We start from the raw sequence: 15631 nt of genomic DNA on the forward strand, positions 1-15631 counted from the left end.
GCATTGACCTACATTTTAGTTTCCATTAATTTTCAATATATTTAAAATAATTCTATTATTTAAATTTGCATACTGTCTGTTTCCCGAGCAGATTAAAACTGTATTTTTCATCACAAAAAAATTAAAATATTCGTTTTAATTCATAAAAAATAAACAAAAAAATTTATTTTATTCAAATAGTTATTACAAAATTACGCTATATTTTTGCCGTAAAAATTGCTTAAATATTATTCTCACTTTTTTTAAATGAGACAATTATGGTGAAGCATTTATTAAATATCACCTTAATCACCTCAGTTTTTATGATATTAGGGTGTACGGACAATATCCGATCTTTTCCATCTAGATCAGAGCAAGGAGCAAGCCTTTTACATCATCGTACATGGAACTTAACCCATATAGGAGCTCTAGAATTTCGTCCTGAATCTGGACATAAAATGCCTAGCATGCAATTTGATCAAACTCACATGCGATTTAGTGGCTTCGATGGTTGTAACCGCATCATGGGAACATATCAGATAAATGGTCAAAATATACAGATCGGACCTAGTGCTGGCACTAAAATGATGTGTCATAACAACCAACAACTCACGATCCGTTTTAATAATGCGCTATCTAAAGTTACATCTTTCCGTGCCTCTGGGCATACTTTGAAATTTTTAGATAGACAAGGTCAGCTACTTTTACAATTTGAAGCAACTGTACAGCCTCGTTAAACCATTCTATATAGTTATGTATTCTAATAAGTTTATAATCAAAAGCCTGATACATTCAGGCTTTTTTACATGGGTTTGACAAAACTTACATGGATAATTCATAAATAAAATATACTATATTCAAATCAACTACATAGGGTGAATTTATGCAACAAGCATTATTCGGTGGGGGGTGCTTCTGGTGTGTAGAAGCTGTTTTCCTTCAACTCAAGGGCGTACAAAAAGTCACTAGCGGCTATGCGGGTGGACGAACAGTAAATCCAAGTTACGAGGAAATCTGTAATGGTGATACCAATCATGCAGAAGTCGTTTTAATTGACTTTGACGAAAGTCAGATTAGTTTCAAACAATTACTTGATGTTTTCTTTACTACACATGATCCAACGACACTTAATCGTCAAGGAAATGATGTTGGTACTCAGTATCGTTCTGTTATTTACTATTTTAATGATGAACAAAAACAACAATCAGAACAGCAAATAGAAATACTCAAAGCAGATGGCTTAAACATTGTTACTGAACTTAGCCCTGCACCAACATTTTATTCAGCTGAAGAATATCACCAAAACTTCTTCGCACGTAATCCATCCCAAGGGTATTGCAATTTTGCTATTCCCCCCAAGTTAATGAAACTGAGAAATAAATTTCAGGATTTACTAAAAGATTAGGATTCGTAGAAAATCCATGACTGCAACAACAAGAGGTTTAGATTACTTAGACTACAAAGCACAAAGAGCTGTAGCTATTTTCACATAAACTCATCTTACAGCGATAGCATTGAAAATGCTTTGCCCTGCTTCGCCTTGTATTTCATCCAAAGTAATACATTGGACTCATTCAGGGTTGTCTCTAGAACCTTAGCAAAGTCAATCAAATATTATCAAGATAAAAAAAATCCCCCTTTGAAGGAGGATTTTGGAAAATCAATTATCACTCATAAAGGCAAGATCGTTCAGCCCGGCTTCGCTGGCACGAGACATTACCTGAGCTACTGTGTCATATCGTGCATCTTTATCAGCGCGTAATTCAACAGCAGGTTTTTCTGGACTTTGCCCTGCTTCATTGAAGCGTTTTTGCAACTCATCCAAAGTGATAATTTCACTATTCCACGCCACTTCACCTTTTGCATTGATACTAATACTAATCGCTTTAGGTGGTGGTGTTACAATCTCAGCAGTCGTTTTTGGTAAAGTTAATGGTATTGATGGGTTTGCAACGGTTGCTGTCACCAAAAAGATGATCATCAATACCAACATAATATCGATTAGCGGAATGAGGTTCATCTCATTCATACCAGAATCGTTGTCATCTCCCAATTGAAAAGCCATTAAGCCTGACCTCCAACATAACTTTGTTCAGTTGCAACATCTTCAGACTTTTTTACGCTAGAGTCCTGTTGCAACATCGTATCGATTAATAAACCGTGCGCTTTATCTTGTAATTCATTTGCAAGGGTACGGTTAAAACGCACACAGATGTTATAAGCAAGTACAGCAGGGATCGCCACTGCCAGACCTAAACCTGTCATGATCAAAGCTTCACCTACAGGTGTTGCAACCTGAGCAAGTCCCGCCTGACCACTTTTACCAACGGCAACAAGTGCATGAAAAATACCCCAAACAGTACCAAATAAACCAACAAATGGAGCAATAGACGCAAGCGTACCCAAAACAGCTACACCTTTTTCCGCAGATGCCTTTTCAATATTGATCTGACGAAGAAGTGCCTGCTCTGCAACTGCCTTACGCTGTTCAAAACCTAGTGGTGCCAATTTGGTTTTCAGCTTAGATATCGCTGTAGAAAGTTGAGCATTCGCAATCTGTTTAAGCTGGCGAGTACCAAGCAAACGCAAAATGAAGATCGTCCATGTTGCGATCGACATCGCCAATAGCACAAAATACAGTGATTTACTTACTGCATCAGCATGCTGCCAATAAACTGAAAAGTTCATACTCGAACTCCTGAAATGTTAGCCGTTAGGGTTTATTGCTAATTCCAATGGTAGTATTGCACGCATTGCACTACCATCGTTAGAAGCTTTAAATTTTGCATTACGTACTGCACGTAAGACTTTTTCATCAAGTGCAGGCATACCTGTTGATTTTAAAATTTTCACGTCAGTGATCTTGCCTGATGCATCTGCCTCAATATTGACAGAAACACTTTTATTACTGCCACCAAGATCTTTGTTAGAGAAATTCAATTGTGGCTTTCTTTTCCATGAAATTTCTCCTGCACTTAGAGTACGTGGTTTAGCTCTTTGTGCTGCCGCATCTCTGGCAGCCTGATCACGTGCTGCTTGCTCTCTTGCCGCCTGTTCACGCGCCTGCTGCTCTCTCAGAGCCTGTTCCTGTTTAAGTTGCTCTTGGCGCTTTTGTTCATCGAGTAGACGTTGTTGCTCTTGTTTCAACTTTTCCTGAGTATCATCTTGATGAATGACTTTTTTCTCGATCACAGGCGTTTTTTGAGCAATCACTTTAGGTTTTACAACAGGTTCAACCTTTTTTTCCACTGGTTTTTCTACAGGTTTCACCTTTGGTTTAACAGGTGTTGCTGGAGGTGGAGGCGGTGGAATATCCTCTGTAATCTTAACAAATTTAACTTGTACTGGCTTTTTCTCGATTTTTTTTAGCTCGGCAACTTTCAGATAACTAAGAGACCAAAGAACTCCGACATGAGCTATAACCACCGCAACAATAGCTGCAATGACTTTTTTCTTCATCGGATTTGGATTTTGAAACGCTGCGGAAGAATGACCCATATGAATCTGAATACCTGAAACTAAAATCTATTCTGACAAGCAATATACAATGCTTTTTTCGAATAGACGTTATCGGTTAGTACAATTAAAGTAATGCAATAATAAATGAGAAGTGTTTTCATTTGCAACTATTATTTCTGTGGTTTTTATTGTTTTTTTATATGAGAAATATAAAAAAAGGATGTATACACATCCTTTTTATCAAGCCAGAATAGCTATTTATTGGAAAACTACTGTTTTATGTCCATCTACAATAATACGATCTTCTAAATGCCACTTGACTGCACGAGCCAAGACATTTCGTTCAACATCTTGTCCAAGTTCACGCAGCTGATCGACAGTAAAATCATGGCTCACACGTTCAACATCTTGTTCAATAATCGGCCCCTGATCCAGATCAGCCGTAACATAATGGGCTGTAGCACCAATAAGTTTCACACCTTTTTCATAGGCTTGTTTATAGGGATTTGCACCAACAAATGCTGGCAAGAATGAGTGATGGATATTGATCACTTTCATTTCCCATTTTGCTACAAATTCTTCATCCAAAATCTGCATATAACGAGCAAGAACAAGTAAATCATTACCTTGCATCAACTCGTCAATTTTTGCATAGGCATCACGTTTGTTTTCTTTATTAACAGGTACGACTTCAAAAGGAATCCCAAAGTTTTCAACTGCTTCACGCAAATCTTCATGATTTGACACAACCTTGGTAATTTCACATGGCAATCCACCACGTGAATGACGCCATAAAAGCTCAAGCAAGGCATGGTCAACTTTAGAAACCAGAATCCCCACTTTTTTAGTATCACTCACCAAAGACATACGCCAATGCATGTCATAGCGCGTTGCAACATTAGACTCAAAAGTCTGTAGTAAGGTTTCCTTTCGCTCTTGTAAATGCTCAAGTTCAAACTCAACACGCATAAAATAACGCCCACCATGAGCTTCGGTTGCATATTGATCAAGCGCAGTAATATTTGCTCCTTGATGATACAAAAAGCTCGATACAGCTTGCACGATACCAGGCTTGTCTTCACAAGTAATCAGTAACCGTGCTGTATTGGCAGTAATCATGTTCATGTTGATTGATATCACTATACGTTAACTAAAAAACAGCCGAGTATTCTAACGCCTTTTTAGCTGCTTTCAAAACTTCTTCTCAATAATTTATTCGTGTTTAGAAGAAAGACTGGCAAATAGCTCTGATGAGCCAAAACTTTCCAGCAATCTCTCATAAGTCTCACGACTTTCTCCACGCAAATATGCCCCTTCCAGAAAAACCATTTGCCGTAAAGCCTGCCAGACCCACTTTTCTTCAAGATGATTTGAATCACTCAAATGTCCAGACATATATAAGAAGTTAGTCCAGTTGGTCAACACGATCCAGATATTAATAATTAAAGCTTCGATCTCGGAGGGCGTCATTTGCATCAATCCGGCATCAACAAAAGCTTGATAAATTTTCTGCCCCTGCTGCATGACCTTGCCAGCAAATCGTGGATAAACCTTTCTAAAATCATCATTATTTTCAACCAGATGATAGACATCACGATGTAAAAAGCGATATTCCCATAGTTGACCACTCAATACCTGAAAATAATGGATCTTATCATTAGCATTGACTTCACGGTCATCAGGTAGTGCCAGCATATCCAACGTTTCTTTTTGATACTGCTCCATCAACTCCTTGATGATTTCCTGTTTATTGCGAAAATGGTAATACAGATTTCCAGGACTGATACCTAGCTCTGCTGCAATATGGTTTGTTGTCACTGAACGTTCTCCACGCTCATTGAACAATTGTAAACTGATTTGCAAGATGCGATCTTTCGTTTTCAAAGTTTTGGAATTTGACATCCTTGGAACCATATTGAATGAATGGAAAATTTGAGCTAACACAAAGCGACTTGACTAATTAGAGTAATTACTCTAAAAATATAGTTTGTGTCCACTTAATTCTTACAGGTAGTTGTCATGAATAGTCAAACAAAAACAAATTCAATGACTCCGTATGCTCCTGAGGTTCAGCATCTGCATGATCTATTAGAACAACAGAAACTGGCTTATCAGCGTTTTCAAATGCCTACGGCAAAAGAACGGATTGACCGTTTGGCCAGACTTAAAAAAGTCTTAGTAAAATACCAAGATCAAATCGCCGAAGCAATTAGCCAGGATTATGGCAACCGCGCTGTGGGTGAAACCAAAATCGGCGAATTAATGACCTGTCTAGAACAGATCAAATATTATAGCAAGCATTTGACCAATTGGATGAAACCATCAAAACGTCATATTGGAATGCTGCATCAGCCTGCTAAAGCATGGGTTCAATATCAACCTCTAGGCGTTATTGGTATCATTGCACCATGGAATTACCCGCTTTTATTATCTGTCGGTCCACTGATTTGTGCATTGGCAGCAGGTAATCATGCCATGATCAAAATTTCAAGTTCATCCCCACGTTTTGGACATATTCTTGAAAATCTTTTATCAGAAGCCTTTCCTCAAGAACTCGTTGCTGTAGTAACAGGTGGAGGGATTATTTCCGATGCCTTTAGCCACTTAGCTTTTGATAAGATCATATTTACGGGTTCAACCAATGTTGGCAAAACCGTCATGGCAGCAGCAGCAGAAAATCTGGTTCCTGTTGTTCTTGAACTCGGTGGAAAATCTCCAGTAGTTGTTCATCCATCAAGTGACTTAAAAGATGTAGCCCAACGCATAGCTTTTGGTAAGCTATGGAATGCAGGTCAAACCTGTGTAGCGCCCGACTATATGTTCCTGCCAAAAGGTACAACAGCCACATTTATCGAAAATTATAAAAATATTGTGAGTACGATGTACCCATCTTTAGCAGATAATCCAGACTACACATCTATTATTAATGACAAACAGTACAATCGTCTGCAGGGTTATCTTGAGGATGCACAAAATCAAGGGGCTAAACTGATTGAAATCAATCCTAAAAATGAAGAATTAAGCTCAATCCGTAAAATTGCTCCTACCATACTCACAGGGATTACGACAGCAATGGACATTATGAAGAATGAAATCTTCGGTCCAGTGCTACCAATCATGGAATATGATCAAATTGACGATGTCATTGACTTTATTAATGACCGACCACGTCCACTTGCGTTATACTACTTCGACTTTGATGATGCTCGGGCACAATATGTCTCTGAGCGAACTCATTCAGGACATTTTGGTCAAAATGCTGTTTTAACCCACGTTGCACAGGACGACCTGCCATTTGGTGGCGTTGGTGCTTCAGGCATGGGTAAATATCATGGCCCAGAAGGTTTCTTTGGTTTTTCACATGAACGTTCCGTGATGTCAATTCCTAAGTTCTTTAGCTTAAAATTCATCATGCCGCCATTTAACAAACCGATTCACAAATTTATTGAGAAAACCTTTCTTCGCTAACTGATCAAGGCATGATCTATCACACAAAGTCATGCCTCGTTTTAACCGATTCCGCTTGTCTTTTAATCGGATTTTTGGTATAAAACGCCCCTTGAATGAATTCATCCGTTTATTTTTGACTGGCCATACAGATTTGCTGTTGGCTAAATCAATGGAGTTACACCATGTCTAAGGTTTGCCAAGTTACCGGCAAGCGTCCAGTCGTTGGTAACAACGTCTCACACGCCAACAACAAAACTAAGCGCCGGTTCGAGCCGAACCTGCACCACCACCGTTTCTGGTTAGAAAGCGAAAAACGTTTTGTACGTCTTCGTTTAACCACTAAAGGTATGCGTATTATCGACAAATTGGGCATTGAAAAGGTTGTTGCTGATCTTCGTGCTCAAGGTCAAAAGATCTAAGGAGTCAGTACAATGCGTGATAAGATCCGCCTAGTTTCTTCTGCTGGTACAGGTTATTTCTATACTACCACTAAGAACAAACGTACTATGCCGGAAAAAATGGAAATCAAAAAATTTGATCCAAAAATCCGTCAACACGTAGTATTCAAAGAAGCTAAAATCAAATAATTTTAGTTTTCTTAAAAAAACGGCGCCATTTAGCGTCGTTTTTTTTGCTTTTTTTTTCTGCTACTTGTTAAAATTTGTTTAGGAATTGTTCCCTTATTCCACTTCATTGGCATTTTTAATGCTTTCAATTTTTCTCCTCAACTTTTTTAAGGAGCGTTAAGTGCCGCATGATGTAGATTTGATTATTTTATTAGCTGCAGGATTTGGTATAGCACTTGTATTTGGCTATATCGCAGCTCGTCTACGCCTTCCTCCACTCATAGGCTACCTCATTGCAGGCATTATCATTAGTCCCAATACTCCCGGTCTAGAGGCCGATATTACCCTTGCAAATCAACTTGCTGAACTTGGGGTCATGTTTCTCATGTTTGGCGTAGGGATGCATTTTTCTTTAAATGATTTATTGCAAGTAAGACGTATCGCCCTTCCTGGTGCAATTTTACAAATAGCCGTTGCAACACTTTTAGGTCTAAGTGTTTCAATGTTATGGGGGTGGAGCTTTGGGCAAGCTTTAGTATTTGGTCTTTGTCTATCCTGTGCCAGTACAGTCGTACTTTTAAAAGCGCTTGGAGATCGAGGATTACTTGATTCCGTAAATGGTAAAATTGCCGTTGGCTGGCTGCTAGTTGAAGATCTGGTCATGGTTCTGGTTTTGGTCCTGCTTCCAGCAACAGCCGTTTTACTTGGTGGACATCCGATAGAAAATCATGGCAGTGATCAGAATATCTGGCTTACCATTGGTCTAACTTTACTTAAAGTTGCGGGTTTCATCGCATTCATGCTGATTATTGGTAAACGCCTAGTCCCAATGATCATGCAATTTGTTGCCCGACTTGGATCACGAGAGTTATTTACACTCACGGTAGTCGCTGCTGCGGTATCTATTGCTTATGGCTCATATGCAATATTTGGGGTATCCATGGCACTTGGGGCATTCTTTGCAGGAATGGTCGTTAAAGAATCCGACTTTAGCCATCGCGCAGAAACTGAAACATTACCACTTCGTGAAATTTTTTCAATTTTGTTCTTTGTCTCGGTTGGCATGCTCTTTGATGCCCGTATTATCGTAGAACAACCCCTTCATATTTTGGCAGTAATCGCCATTATCATGATTGGTAAAACATTGGCAGCAATGGCACTGGTTTTATTTTTCCGTTATCCACTTAATACAGCATTGACGGTTGGTGCGAGCCTTGCCCAAATTGGTGAATTCTCGTTTATATTAGCAACTTTAGGTGTTTCTATTGGCTTGATGACCAGTGAAGGACAAAACCTGATTTTAGCTGGGGCATTATTTTCCATTACTTTAAATTCATTTGTATTTTCAGCAATTGAACCCGTACAAAACTGGATTCGGGAACGTTCACATTTGGCACGTTTACTTGAACGCAGTGGTGATCCTCTTGCCATGTTACCTGATGAAGTCGATCAGGATTATTTACGGGATCAGGTGGTTATCGTTGGACATGGTGAAGTCGGTCGGCGTATTACCCGGACCTTAATGGCAGATGGCATCAAGGTTGTGATTGCAGAAGAAAATCGTGAAATTGTAGAAGACTTACGGGAAAAAGGAATCGCAGCCGTTTCTGGCCGTGCAACAGAACCAGGTGTTTTGATTCAGGCACATATTCAGCATGCAAGGCTTTTGGTCATTTCTCCAATGGATATTCTGGATATTCATAAAATTGTGGATACAGCAAAATTATTAAATCCGAAAATTCAGATTCTTATTTGCGCAACAAGCAAAGAAGAAGCTGAAGTCATCCGTGCTGATGATATTGGAGAGGTGTATTATGCAAAAGAGGAAATGGCAAAGAACATGAGCAACCATATCTTGAATCAAATCCAGATTGCTCACCATCATGCACCGACACACTAAACTATTCATAAAAAAACGCACAATATTGTGCGTTTTTTTATGAATTCCAAGTTAACTCATAAATTTAGGCTCTTCTTCTACAACTTCTGCCTGCCACTGATTCATCTGTTTTTCAAGCAAACCAAAAAGCGCTGCCTGAATCATATGCTGAGCAATTGTTGCAGTCTGATCACCCAAGAGTGCTTTAACTTCATCATTAAATTGAATCGTAACCAAAGGCTGCTTTTCTGAACCTGCATTACGAAGCGCCAATTCGCCACCTTCAAGCTGAACCAACTCGAGAATCGCTTCTTGGTTACCAAATAGTTCTTTCAACTGTTCTATAGACATATAACCTCCATGCCCAATTCAGGTGACAAAGAGTTAAAACACTTTGCATTTATTCTATATATGGTCATCAATGCCTAAATTTCAAGCTTCAATCGTCAATTAAAGATTAAAACTCCACCATTTCATTTCTAAAGCCATCAATCAACTGAGTTAAATCACGATGCCATTCACGTAAAATTTTTACATCAGGCAGCCAAGATTGAGGACCTTGTGTCACTTTTATAATTAAATTTGAAGAGGTTTCATCTTCAGGAGCAGGTTCCTTCGGCTCAGGTGCATATTGACACATTCTATACGCACGTTTGAGCTCTGCAATAAACCCGTCTCTGGCTAACTGTTGTAACACTGAAATTTCAGGAGAAATCTGCCCTTTTGCAGCCATATTATCTTCAATCGACTTTAAAGTAGGTTGAAAATCATTTAAACGATAATAACGTACCAACTCCTGCAAAAAAGCCAGAACAGCACCATGTAAATGAAATACGGCAGTCTCACGGAATGCCTGTACTTGCTGGATATGATCTGTCTGTTCAGCTTGCTGACACGCTAGACGCGCAAAATAAAGTTTCTGATTGGTACGGTCAGCATGATAACGGGCAACGCGGGACATAAATGATTCCTAATTCAGCATAGAATGCTTTTACAGCTAAAATTTCCTTTACTTATGGTAATGCTTTTTCTAAAAAAATACAGCTTAAGATTTACTAAAAAAATGAGCGACAACCCACCATTCAATAAATAAATAACACCATGATTTTATTTAAAATTTTTAAAATTAATTTTCTTATTGTTAATAAAAATTTCAGTTTCAGTTTTTAGACTTCGGTCACATATTTTGATTTAAATCACAGCAAATGAATCCTTTTGCCTTGACCGATAAGTTATCCAACTCATCCTCAGACATTAGTGATGGTGAATAACAATGCTTTTCAATGGATCGGAGCCGCATTTCAATGACAGAATCAACTCAACCAGTCTCCCGTTTTCGTAGCATTATCAATGTTACAAGTGGTAATTTTTTAGAGCAATATGATTTTTTCCTATTCGGATTTTATGCTAAAGCAATAGGAGAAACTTTTTTTCACTCTGATAGCACCTATGCTGCCCTGATGAAAACCTTTCTGATTTTTGCAGTCAGTTTCCTCATGCGTCCAATTGGCGCTTTAGTGCTGGGTCCATATGTGGACCGTATTGGAAGGCGAAAAGGCTTAATGCTGACATTAAGTATCATGGCTTTTGGTTCTTTGATCATTTCCTTTACACCAAGCTACAACAGTATAGGAATGCTCGCTGCTTTTCTGATCTTTGTGGGACGTTTAGCTCAAGGATTTTCAGCAGGTGTCGAACTTGGAGGCGTTTCGGTATATCTGGCTGAAATCGCAAATGAACACAATCGAGGTTTTATAACCAGTTGGCAATCAGCCAGTCAACAAGTCGCAGTTGTTTTTGCAGCAATCCTGGGGTATGCCGTCAACCAAATTTTTACAGTACAACAGGTTGCTGACTGGGCATGGCGTATACCCTTTTTTATTGGATGCCTAATTATTCCACTCATTTTCTTCTTAAGAAGCAATTTAAAAGAAACCGAAGATTTTGCATCGCGTAAAGAACATCCGACAACATCACAGATATTAACAACCCTAGCCCTAAACTGGAAAATTGTATTGACAGGCATGTTTCTTGTTGCGACAACAACAACCATGTTTTACTTCATTACTGTCTATACCCCCACTTATGGAAAAGAAGTATTACAGTTAACAACTTCACAAAGTTTATTGGCAACGGTCATTGTCGGCATATCCAACTTTATTTTCCTTCCAATTGGAGGTCATTTTTCCGATCGTTTTGGACGTAAACCAGTTTTGCTATTGACCACAGCCTTAATGCTTATCACTGCCTACCCTATACTCAGCTGGCTCACTCATAGCATTAGCTTAGTGCACTTACTCATTACCCTATTATGGTTATCATTACTTTATGGTTTATACAACGGGGCAATGATTCCATCATTAACAGAAATCATGCCACGTGAAGTCCGTACATCAGGCTTCTCTCTGGCCTATAGTTTGGCGACATCTGTTTTTGGAGGTTTGACTCCATTAATGGCAACATTTTTAGTCGAATCTAGTGGTAATAAAAGTACACCTGCATTCTGGTTAATGCTGGCAGCCTTTTTAGGTTTATGTGCAACATTATATGTCTTCCATATTTCCAAGCACCCGACTAAAAACTTTGATACCAGATCAAATTAAAAATTTATCTTGTATTGCCTTTTCACAATAAAAAACCCCGATATTTTCGGGGTTTCTTTTTCCAAAATGACTACTTGTCTTCTACTGCTTTTACACGAATACCGATGCCTTTTACTTTTAAAGTATTTAATCCTTTAATCGCTTTTACAGCATTTTTAGGATTACTCATTTCCACAAAACCAAAGCCTTTGGATTTACCTGTTTCCTGGTCTAAAACAATGGTACATGAGTCAATGTGACCATAAGGTTTAAATAATTCAAGTAACTCATCTTCTGTCAAAGAACGTTCTAAGTTACGCACTAAAATTTTCATCTTGGAACCTTATATGAGGCAAAATCATTTAAAAGCAAACATTCACGTTTTAGATAAAATGTCGAATGCAATGTGTTAGTTTAATCCAGATCTATACCAAAATCTAAGTTTATTGACTGACGTTCGATTAATGCACTTTTTACCGTCTGCTCACGCTGTTTGTAATGCGTTTCAGTGATACAAAGTTGACGAGTCAGATCATGTAGAAAATAGGTTTCGATTTTCCGACCTTGTTCATCATATTGATCAGTCGCCCATTGATGTAAATTTTGCTTGGTTAAAATCAGCTCATTTTGTGCACGTGTCAGTGCGACATAAAGTACACGCCGTTCTTCTTCAACTTCATCAAAATTACCATGTGCCCGTGCATTTGGGTATTGTCCAGGAGAAACATTGGCAACATAACACACTTTCTGTTCCGTCCCTTTTGCTGAATGAATCGTAATTAGTGTGACCACATCATCCTGCTCCTGACGCTCTATCTCACTGATGGAAATCGGATCAAGGACATATTCTTCTAAAAATTCGCTGAGCTGATTATGTTTGGCAGCCAACTGCTTGACCAGATCAAAATCACTTAAGCGTTTTGACCAGTCTTTTTTGGCATAGTTTTGTTCCAGCTGATCCTTTAATGCTTCAATCGCCAGATTGACACAAGCTTCAACATGCTCTTTCAATACCTGCATCTGTTTCATGATCAGGATTGAATTTTCTGGAATACGCCCAAACTTTTCCAGCTTGTTAAAGATAGGGTCAAATTCAACTTCTGCCAATAACTGCTGAGATAATTTACTTGCACCAACATCCCCAACCCCATTCCACAGCGTTAAAAATCGCATCCAGGCAATATCATCCAGAGGATTGGCAATCACTCGCAACAAACTCAGCAAATCTTTTACATGCGCAGTCTCAAGAAGCTTCATGCCACCGATAAAACGATAGGGAACGTTGGCTTGTATAAATGCGGCCTCAATATGCCTCGCAGCAAAACTTGAACGCACTAATACCATATGATCATGCCATGGTGCACCGTCAAGCAAATGACGCTCTTTTATATCGATTGCTATCCACTTGGCTTCATCAAACTCATTCGGGAACACATGCATCCGTGGCTTTATTCCATCACCACGATAAGCCTGCAAATGTTTGTCATAGTTGATCGGACTATTATCCAAAAGCCAATTGGAAAGGTCTAAAATCTCTTGAGTAGAACGATAATTTTTCTCCAGTTTTAAGATTTGTGCATCAGCAACACGCTCTTTAAAATGGTGAATATTTTCAAAATCTGCACCACGAAATCCATAAATCGATTGCGCATCATCCCCAACACAGAACAAATTAATCTTATCTTTTAATGGTTCCAGAAGTGCCCACTGCAAAGGATTGGTATCTTGCATTTCATCAACTAACATGTGCTGACAAAGCCTGGAAACATAATCGACCAGTCCCTCGGATTGAGCCAATGCTGAAGCGACTACCGCCAGAATATCGTCATAGTCCAGAAAAGCTCTCGTTCTTTTGCGACTTTCATACTCTTTCATGATTTCAGCAATCTGGTCTTTGTATTCCAGAAATTCCGGATGTTGTTTTTCTAAAGCAATACTCAGTTTTTGACGTGTATTTCGGGCAAATGAATAAAGATCACATAACTGTTGTGGTTTGGGTAATGCATTTGGATTTTTCTTGTCATCTTTACCCCGTATCAAACGAAATAACATCAGTTGATCATCACGATCTATGATTGAAAAGCTTTCCAGACCAAACGCTTTAGGCGCACGGCGCAATAAAAACATACAAAATGTATGAAATGTCGAAGCGCGTAATCCCCTTGCCTGTTCGCCAAGTGCCAGCTCAACACGAGCCACGATTTCACTGGCTGAACGACGAGTAAATGTCAAAATCTGAATCTGATTCGCAGGAGTACCATTAGCGATCAGATAAGCTGCACGAGCCACTATGGTTTTAGTTTTCCCACACCCTGCACCTGCAAGTACCAGACAATGCTGAGCATCTGTTGTTGCGGCTTGTTTTTGCTGAGGGTTTAACTCATCAATCAGGGTATTTAAACTCATAATCTCGAATCTGCTTTAAGGTAACGTTAGTTTAACAGACTCAACAGGTTCAACATATTTTTCTGGTTATTGGCAGTCATCATTTGACGTATTAGTTATAAACCTGATCTCAAAACCCTAGCCACATTTTCACTACTTCTTTGCAAGTTTTTAGCCCCATGTTCTAAAGCTTCATTTAAATCACAGGGCTTGTCCATAATCCCAAAGATTGCACTAAAGCCTTCAGGATATAATTCCTCAATTCCCTCACCAATATATCCAGCAAATGCAAATACTGGTTTCCCAAATTGCTTGGCAATTTTGGCGACACCATAAGGCGTTTTCCCGAACCCGGTTTGAAAGTCAATTCCGCCTTCACCAGTAAAAACATAGTCAGCCTGAGCAATATAATCTGCCAGATGCGTTTCTTCTATTACAATATCAACACCAGAACGCATATTTGCTCCTGTAAAGCTCATTAAACCAAAACCCAGACCACCTGCCGCACCAGCACCTGAAACATGCTCATAATCGATTTTAAGTTGCTTTTTCACTATATCTGCAAAATGCTTTAGATTTCGATCCAATATTTCAACCATTTCAGGGGTTGCACCCTTTTGCGGACCAAATACAGTCGATGCACCATGTTCACCAGTCAAGGGATTGGTCACGTCACAGGCAATCATGATTTCAGTATTTGCCAATCTTTTATCCAGACCTGAAATGTCGATCTGCTGAATCTGGTCAAGCTGACCACCACCTATAACAGCGACATCACCTTGCTGATTTACAAATTTTACACCTAGAGCCTGTACCATACCTGCTCCTGCATCATTGGTAACGCTTCCCCCGATTCCAATGATAATTTTTGATACACCATGATCTAACGCGGCCTTGATCAATTCACCTGTCCCTAAAGTTGTAGTCATCAAAGGGTTACGTTTTTCTGGTGCTAATAGATGGATTCCGTTGGCAATCGCCATTTCAATAACAGCTGTTTTCCCTGCATCGATTAAACCGAAATAGGCATTTATTCTTTGCGAAACTGTGGGGCCTGTCACTTCTATAAAAACTTTTTCCCCTTGTCTCGCTGCAACTAGTGCATCTACCGTACCCTCACCACCATCTGCCATAGGGATATGGAAAAAACGGGCATCAGGAAAAACCTTTTGGATACCTGATTGCATTGCATGGCATGCGTGTTCTGCAGTCATACTTTCTTTAAATGAATCTGGTGCAAGAACAAAAGTTTTCGTCATTGTCTACTTTCTTGTAAAAATATTTGAAAATTAACATAGCTTAAAAGCGCCACAGTTTAAACTGTTTAGCAA

Annotated in this window: 17 protein-coding genes; 7 read left to right on the forward strand and 10 right to left on the reverse strand. The window is 39.1% G+C overall.

The genetic code is table 11. The features are described from left to right. The first annotated feature begins 257 nt into the window (after positions 1 to 257). On the forward strand, positions 258 to 716 hold the full coding sequence (locus KPC_RS03730; protein WP_121973075.1) for an META domain-containing protein: 459 nt from the start codon (positions 258 to 260) through the stop codon (positions 714 to 716). Positions 717 to 862: 146 nt separating this feature from the next. Next, on the forward strand, positions 863 to 1384 hold the full coding sequence (gene msrA / locus KPC_RS03735) for a peptide-methionine (S)-S-oxide reductase MsrA (RefSeq protein WP_121973076.1): 522 nt from the start codon (positions 863 to 865) through the stop codon (positions 1382 to 1384). Positions 1385 to 1639: 255 nt separating this feature from the next. Here msrA and KPC_RS03740 read toward each other — a convergent pair whose 3' ends face one another. The 5 genes from KPC_RS03740 to KPC_RS03760 all read right to left on the reverse strand — a co-directional run bounded on the left by KPC_RS03740 (position 1640) and on the right by KPC_RS03760 (position 5340). After that, positions 1640 to 2044 (reverse strand): ExbD/TolR family protein, encoded by a 405-nt coding sequence (locus KPC_RS03740; RefSeq protein WP_121973077.1) that lies wholly within the window; start codon positions 2042 to 2044, stop codon positions 1640 to 1642. After that, on the reverse strand, positions 2044 to 2667 hold the full coding sequence (locus KPC_RS03745; protein WP_121973078.1) for a MotA/TolQ/ExbB proton channel family protein: 624 nt from the start codon (positions 2665 to 2667) through the stop codon (positions 2044 to 2046). The genes KPC_RS03740 and KPC_RS03745 overlap by 1 nt, the downstream gene beginning before the upstream one ends. A gap of 18 nt (positions 2668 to 2685) precedes the next feature. Next, complete coding sequence (locus KPC_RS03750; protein ID WP_121973079.1) at positions 2686 to 3477, reverse strand: energy transducer TonB family protein; 792 nt, start codon at positions 3475 to 3477, stop codon at positions 2686 to 2688. A gap of 219 nt (positions 3478 to 3696) precedes the next feature. Next, positions 3697 to 4563 (reverse strand): formyltetrahydrofolate deformylase, encoded by an 867-nt coding sequence (purU, locus tag KPC_RS03755; protein ID WP_121973080.1) that lies wholly within the window; start codon positions 4561 to 4563, stop codon positions 3697 to 3699. A gap of 87 nt (positions 4564 to 4650) precedes the next feature. Continuing rightward, a complete protein-coding gene (locus KPC_RS03760) occupies positions 4651 to 5340 on the reverse strand; it encodes a TetR/AcrR family transcriptional regulator (RefSeq protein ID WP_121973081.1) in 690 nt (229 codons plus the stop codon). Positions 5341 to 5457: 117 nt separating this feature from the next. Here KPC_RS03760 and KPC_RS03765 point away from each other — a divergent pair, with 117 nt between their 5' ends. From KPC_RS03765 to KPC_RS03780, 4 genes are all read left to right on the forward strand, one after another. Then, positions 5458 to 6906, forward strand: a complete 1449-nt coding sequence (locus KPC_RS03765; RefSeq protein WP_121973082.1) for a coniferyl aldehyde dehydrogenase — start codon at positions 5458 to 5460, stop codon at positions 6904 to 6906. A gap of 164 nt (positions 6907 to 7070) precedes the next feature. Further along, on the forward strand, positions 7071 to 7307 hold the full coding sequence (gene rpmB / locus KPC_RS03770; protein ID WP_000048256.1) for a 50S ribosomal protein L28: 237 nt from the start codon (positions 7071 to 7073) through the stop codon (positions 7305 to 7307). A 12-nt stretch (positions 7308 to 7319) separates the two neighbouring features. Continuing rightward, positions 7320 to 7475 (forward strand): 50S ribosomal protein L33, encoded by a 156-nt coding sequence (gene rpmG / locus KPC_RS03775; protein ID WP_121973083.1) that lies wholly within the window; start codon positions 7320 to 7322, stop codon positions 7473 to 7475. A gap of 160 nt (positions 7476 to 7635) precedes the next feature. Further along, entirely contained in the window at positions 7636 to 9354 is a 1719-nt protein-coding gene (locus KPC_RS03780; RefSeq protein WP_121973084.1) for a cation:proton antiporter, read from the forward strand. A 51-nt stretch (positions 9355 to 9405) separates the two neighbouring features. On the opposite strand, the gene KPC_RS03785 is transcribed toward KPC_RS03780, so the two are convergent. Together KPC_RS03785 and KPC_RS03790 are read right to left on the reverse strand one after the other, a co-directional pair. After that, positions 9406 to 9684, reverse strand: a complete 279-nt coding sequence (locus KPC_RS03785) for a hypothetical protein (RefSeq protein ID WP_121973085.1) — start codon at positions 9682 to 9684, stop codon at positions 9406 to 9408. A 106-nt stretch (positions 9685 to 9790) separates the two neighbouring features. Then, a complete protein-coding gene (locus KPC_RS03790; RefSeq protein ID WP_121973086.1) occupies positions 9791 to 10294 on the reverse strand; it encodes a DUF6586 family protein in 504 nt (167 codons plus the stop codon). Positions 10295 to 10637: 343 nt separating this feature from the next. Here KPC_RS03790 and tcuC point away from each other — a divergent pair, with 343 nt between their 5' ends. Then, the gene (gene tcuC, locus KPC_RS03795; protein ID WP_121973087.1) at positions 10638 to 11936 is read left to right on the forward strand and encodes an MFS transporter; all 1299 of its coding nucleotides are present in this window, start codon (positions 10638 to 10640) and stop codon (positions 11934 to 11936) included. Between the two features lie 70 nt (positions 11937 to 12006). Here tcuC and KPC_RS03800 read toward each other — a convergent pair whose 3' ends face one another. From KPC_RS03800 to KPC_RS03810, 3 genes are all read right to left on the reverse strand, one after another. Continuing rightward, the gene (locus KPC_RS03800) at positions 12007 to 12249 is read right to left on the reverse strand and encodes an RNA recognition motif domain-containing protein (protein WP_121973088.1); all 243 of its coding nucleotides are present in this window, start codon (positions 12247 to 12249) and stop codon (positions 12007 to 12009) included. 80 nt (positions 12250 to 12329) lie between these two features. Further along, the gene (locus KPC_RS03805; RefSeq protein WP_121973089.1) at positions 12330 to 14321 is read right to left on the reverse strand and encodes an ATP-dependent helicase; all 1992 of its coding nucleotides are present in this window, start codon (positions 14319 to 14321) and stop codon (positions 12330 to 12332) included. Between the two features lie 95 nt (positions 14322 to 14416). Then, entirely contained in the window at positions 14417 to 15559 is a 1143-nt protein-coding gene (locus tag KPC_RS03810) for a glycerate kinase family protein (RefSeq protein WP_121973090.1), read from the reverse strand. Positions 15560 to 15631: the final 72 nt, after the last annotated feature.

This window comes from Acinetobacter stercoris (assembly GCF_900323515.1).
Classification (GTDB): domain Bacteria; phylum Pseudomonadota; class Gammaproteobacteria; order Pseudomonadales; family Moraxellaceae; genus Acinetobacter; species Acinetobacter stercoris.

What these genes read in the sequence shown, in the direction of transcription:
- KPC_RS03730 (WP_121973075.1), top strand. Translation starts at nt 258, where the DNA reads ATGGTGAAGCATTTATTAAATATCACCTTAATCACCTCAGTTTTTATG.
- msrA (WP_121973076.1), top strand. Translation starts at nt 863, where the DNA reads ATGCAACAAGCATTATTCGGTGGGGGGTGCTTCTGGTGTGTAGAAGCT.
- KPC_RS03740 (WP_121973077.1), bottom strand. Translation starts at nt 2,044, where the DNA reads ATGGCTTTTCAATTGGGAGATGACAACGATTCTGGTATGAATGAGATG.
- KPC_RS03745 (WP_121973078.1), bottom strand. Translation starts at nt 2,667, where the DNA reads ATGAACTTTTCAGTTTATTGGCAGCATGCTGATGCAGTAAGTAAATCA.
- KPC_RS03750 (WP_121973079.1), bottom strand. Translation starts at nt 3,477, where the DNA reads ATGGGTCATTCTTCCGCAGCGTTTCAAAATCCAAATCCGATGAAGAAA.
- purU (WP_121973080.1), bottom strand. Translation starts at nt 4,563, where the DNA reads ATGAACATGATTACTGCCAATACAGCACGGTTACTGATTACTTGTGAA.
- KPC_RS03760 (WP_121973081.1), bottom strand. Translation starts at nt 5,340, where the DNA reads ATGTCAAATTCCAAAACTTTGAAAACGAAAGATCGCATCTTGCAAATC.
- KPC_RS03765 (WP_121973082.1), top strand. Translation starts at nt 5,458, where the DNA reads ATGAATAGTCAAACAAAAACAAATTCAATGACTCCGTATGCTCCTGAG.
- rpmB (WP_000048256.1), top strand. Translation starts at nt 7,071, where the DNA reads ATGTCTAAGGTTTGCCAAGTTACCGGCAAGCGTCCAGTCGTTGGTAAC.
- rpmG (WP_121973083.1), top strand. Translation starts at nt 7,320, where the DNA reads ATGCGTGATAAGATCCGCCTAGTTTCTTCTGCTGGTACAGGTTATTTC.
- KPC_RS03785 (WP_121973085.1), bottom strand. Translation starts at nt 9,684, where the DNA reads ATGTCTATAGAACAGTTGAAAGAACTATTTGGTAACCAAGAAGCGATT.
- KPC_RS03790 (WP_121973086.1), bottom strand. Translation starts at nt 10,294, where the DNA reads ATGTCCCGCGTTGCCCGTTATCATGCTGACCGTACCAATCAGAAACTT.
- tcuC (WP_121973087.1), top strand. Translation starts at nt 10,638, where the DNA reads ATGACAGAATCAACTCAACCAGTCTCCCGTTTTCGTAGCATTATCAAT.
- KPC_RS03800 (WP_121973088.1), bottom strand. Translation starts at nt 12,249, where the DNA reads ATGAAAATTTTAGTGCGTAACTTAGAACGTTCTTTGACAGAAGATGAG.
- KPC_RS03805 (WP_121973089.1), bottom strand. Translation starts at nt 14,321, where the DNA reads ATGAGTTTAAATACCCTGATTGATGAGTTAAACCCTCAGCAAAAACAA.
- KPC_RS03810 (WP_121973090.1), bottom strand. Translation starts at nt 15,559, where the DNA reads ATGACGAAAACTTTTGTTCTTGCACCAGATTCATTTAAAGAAAGTATG.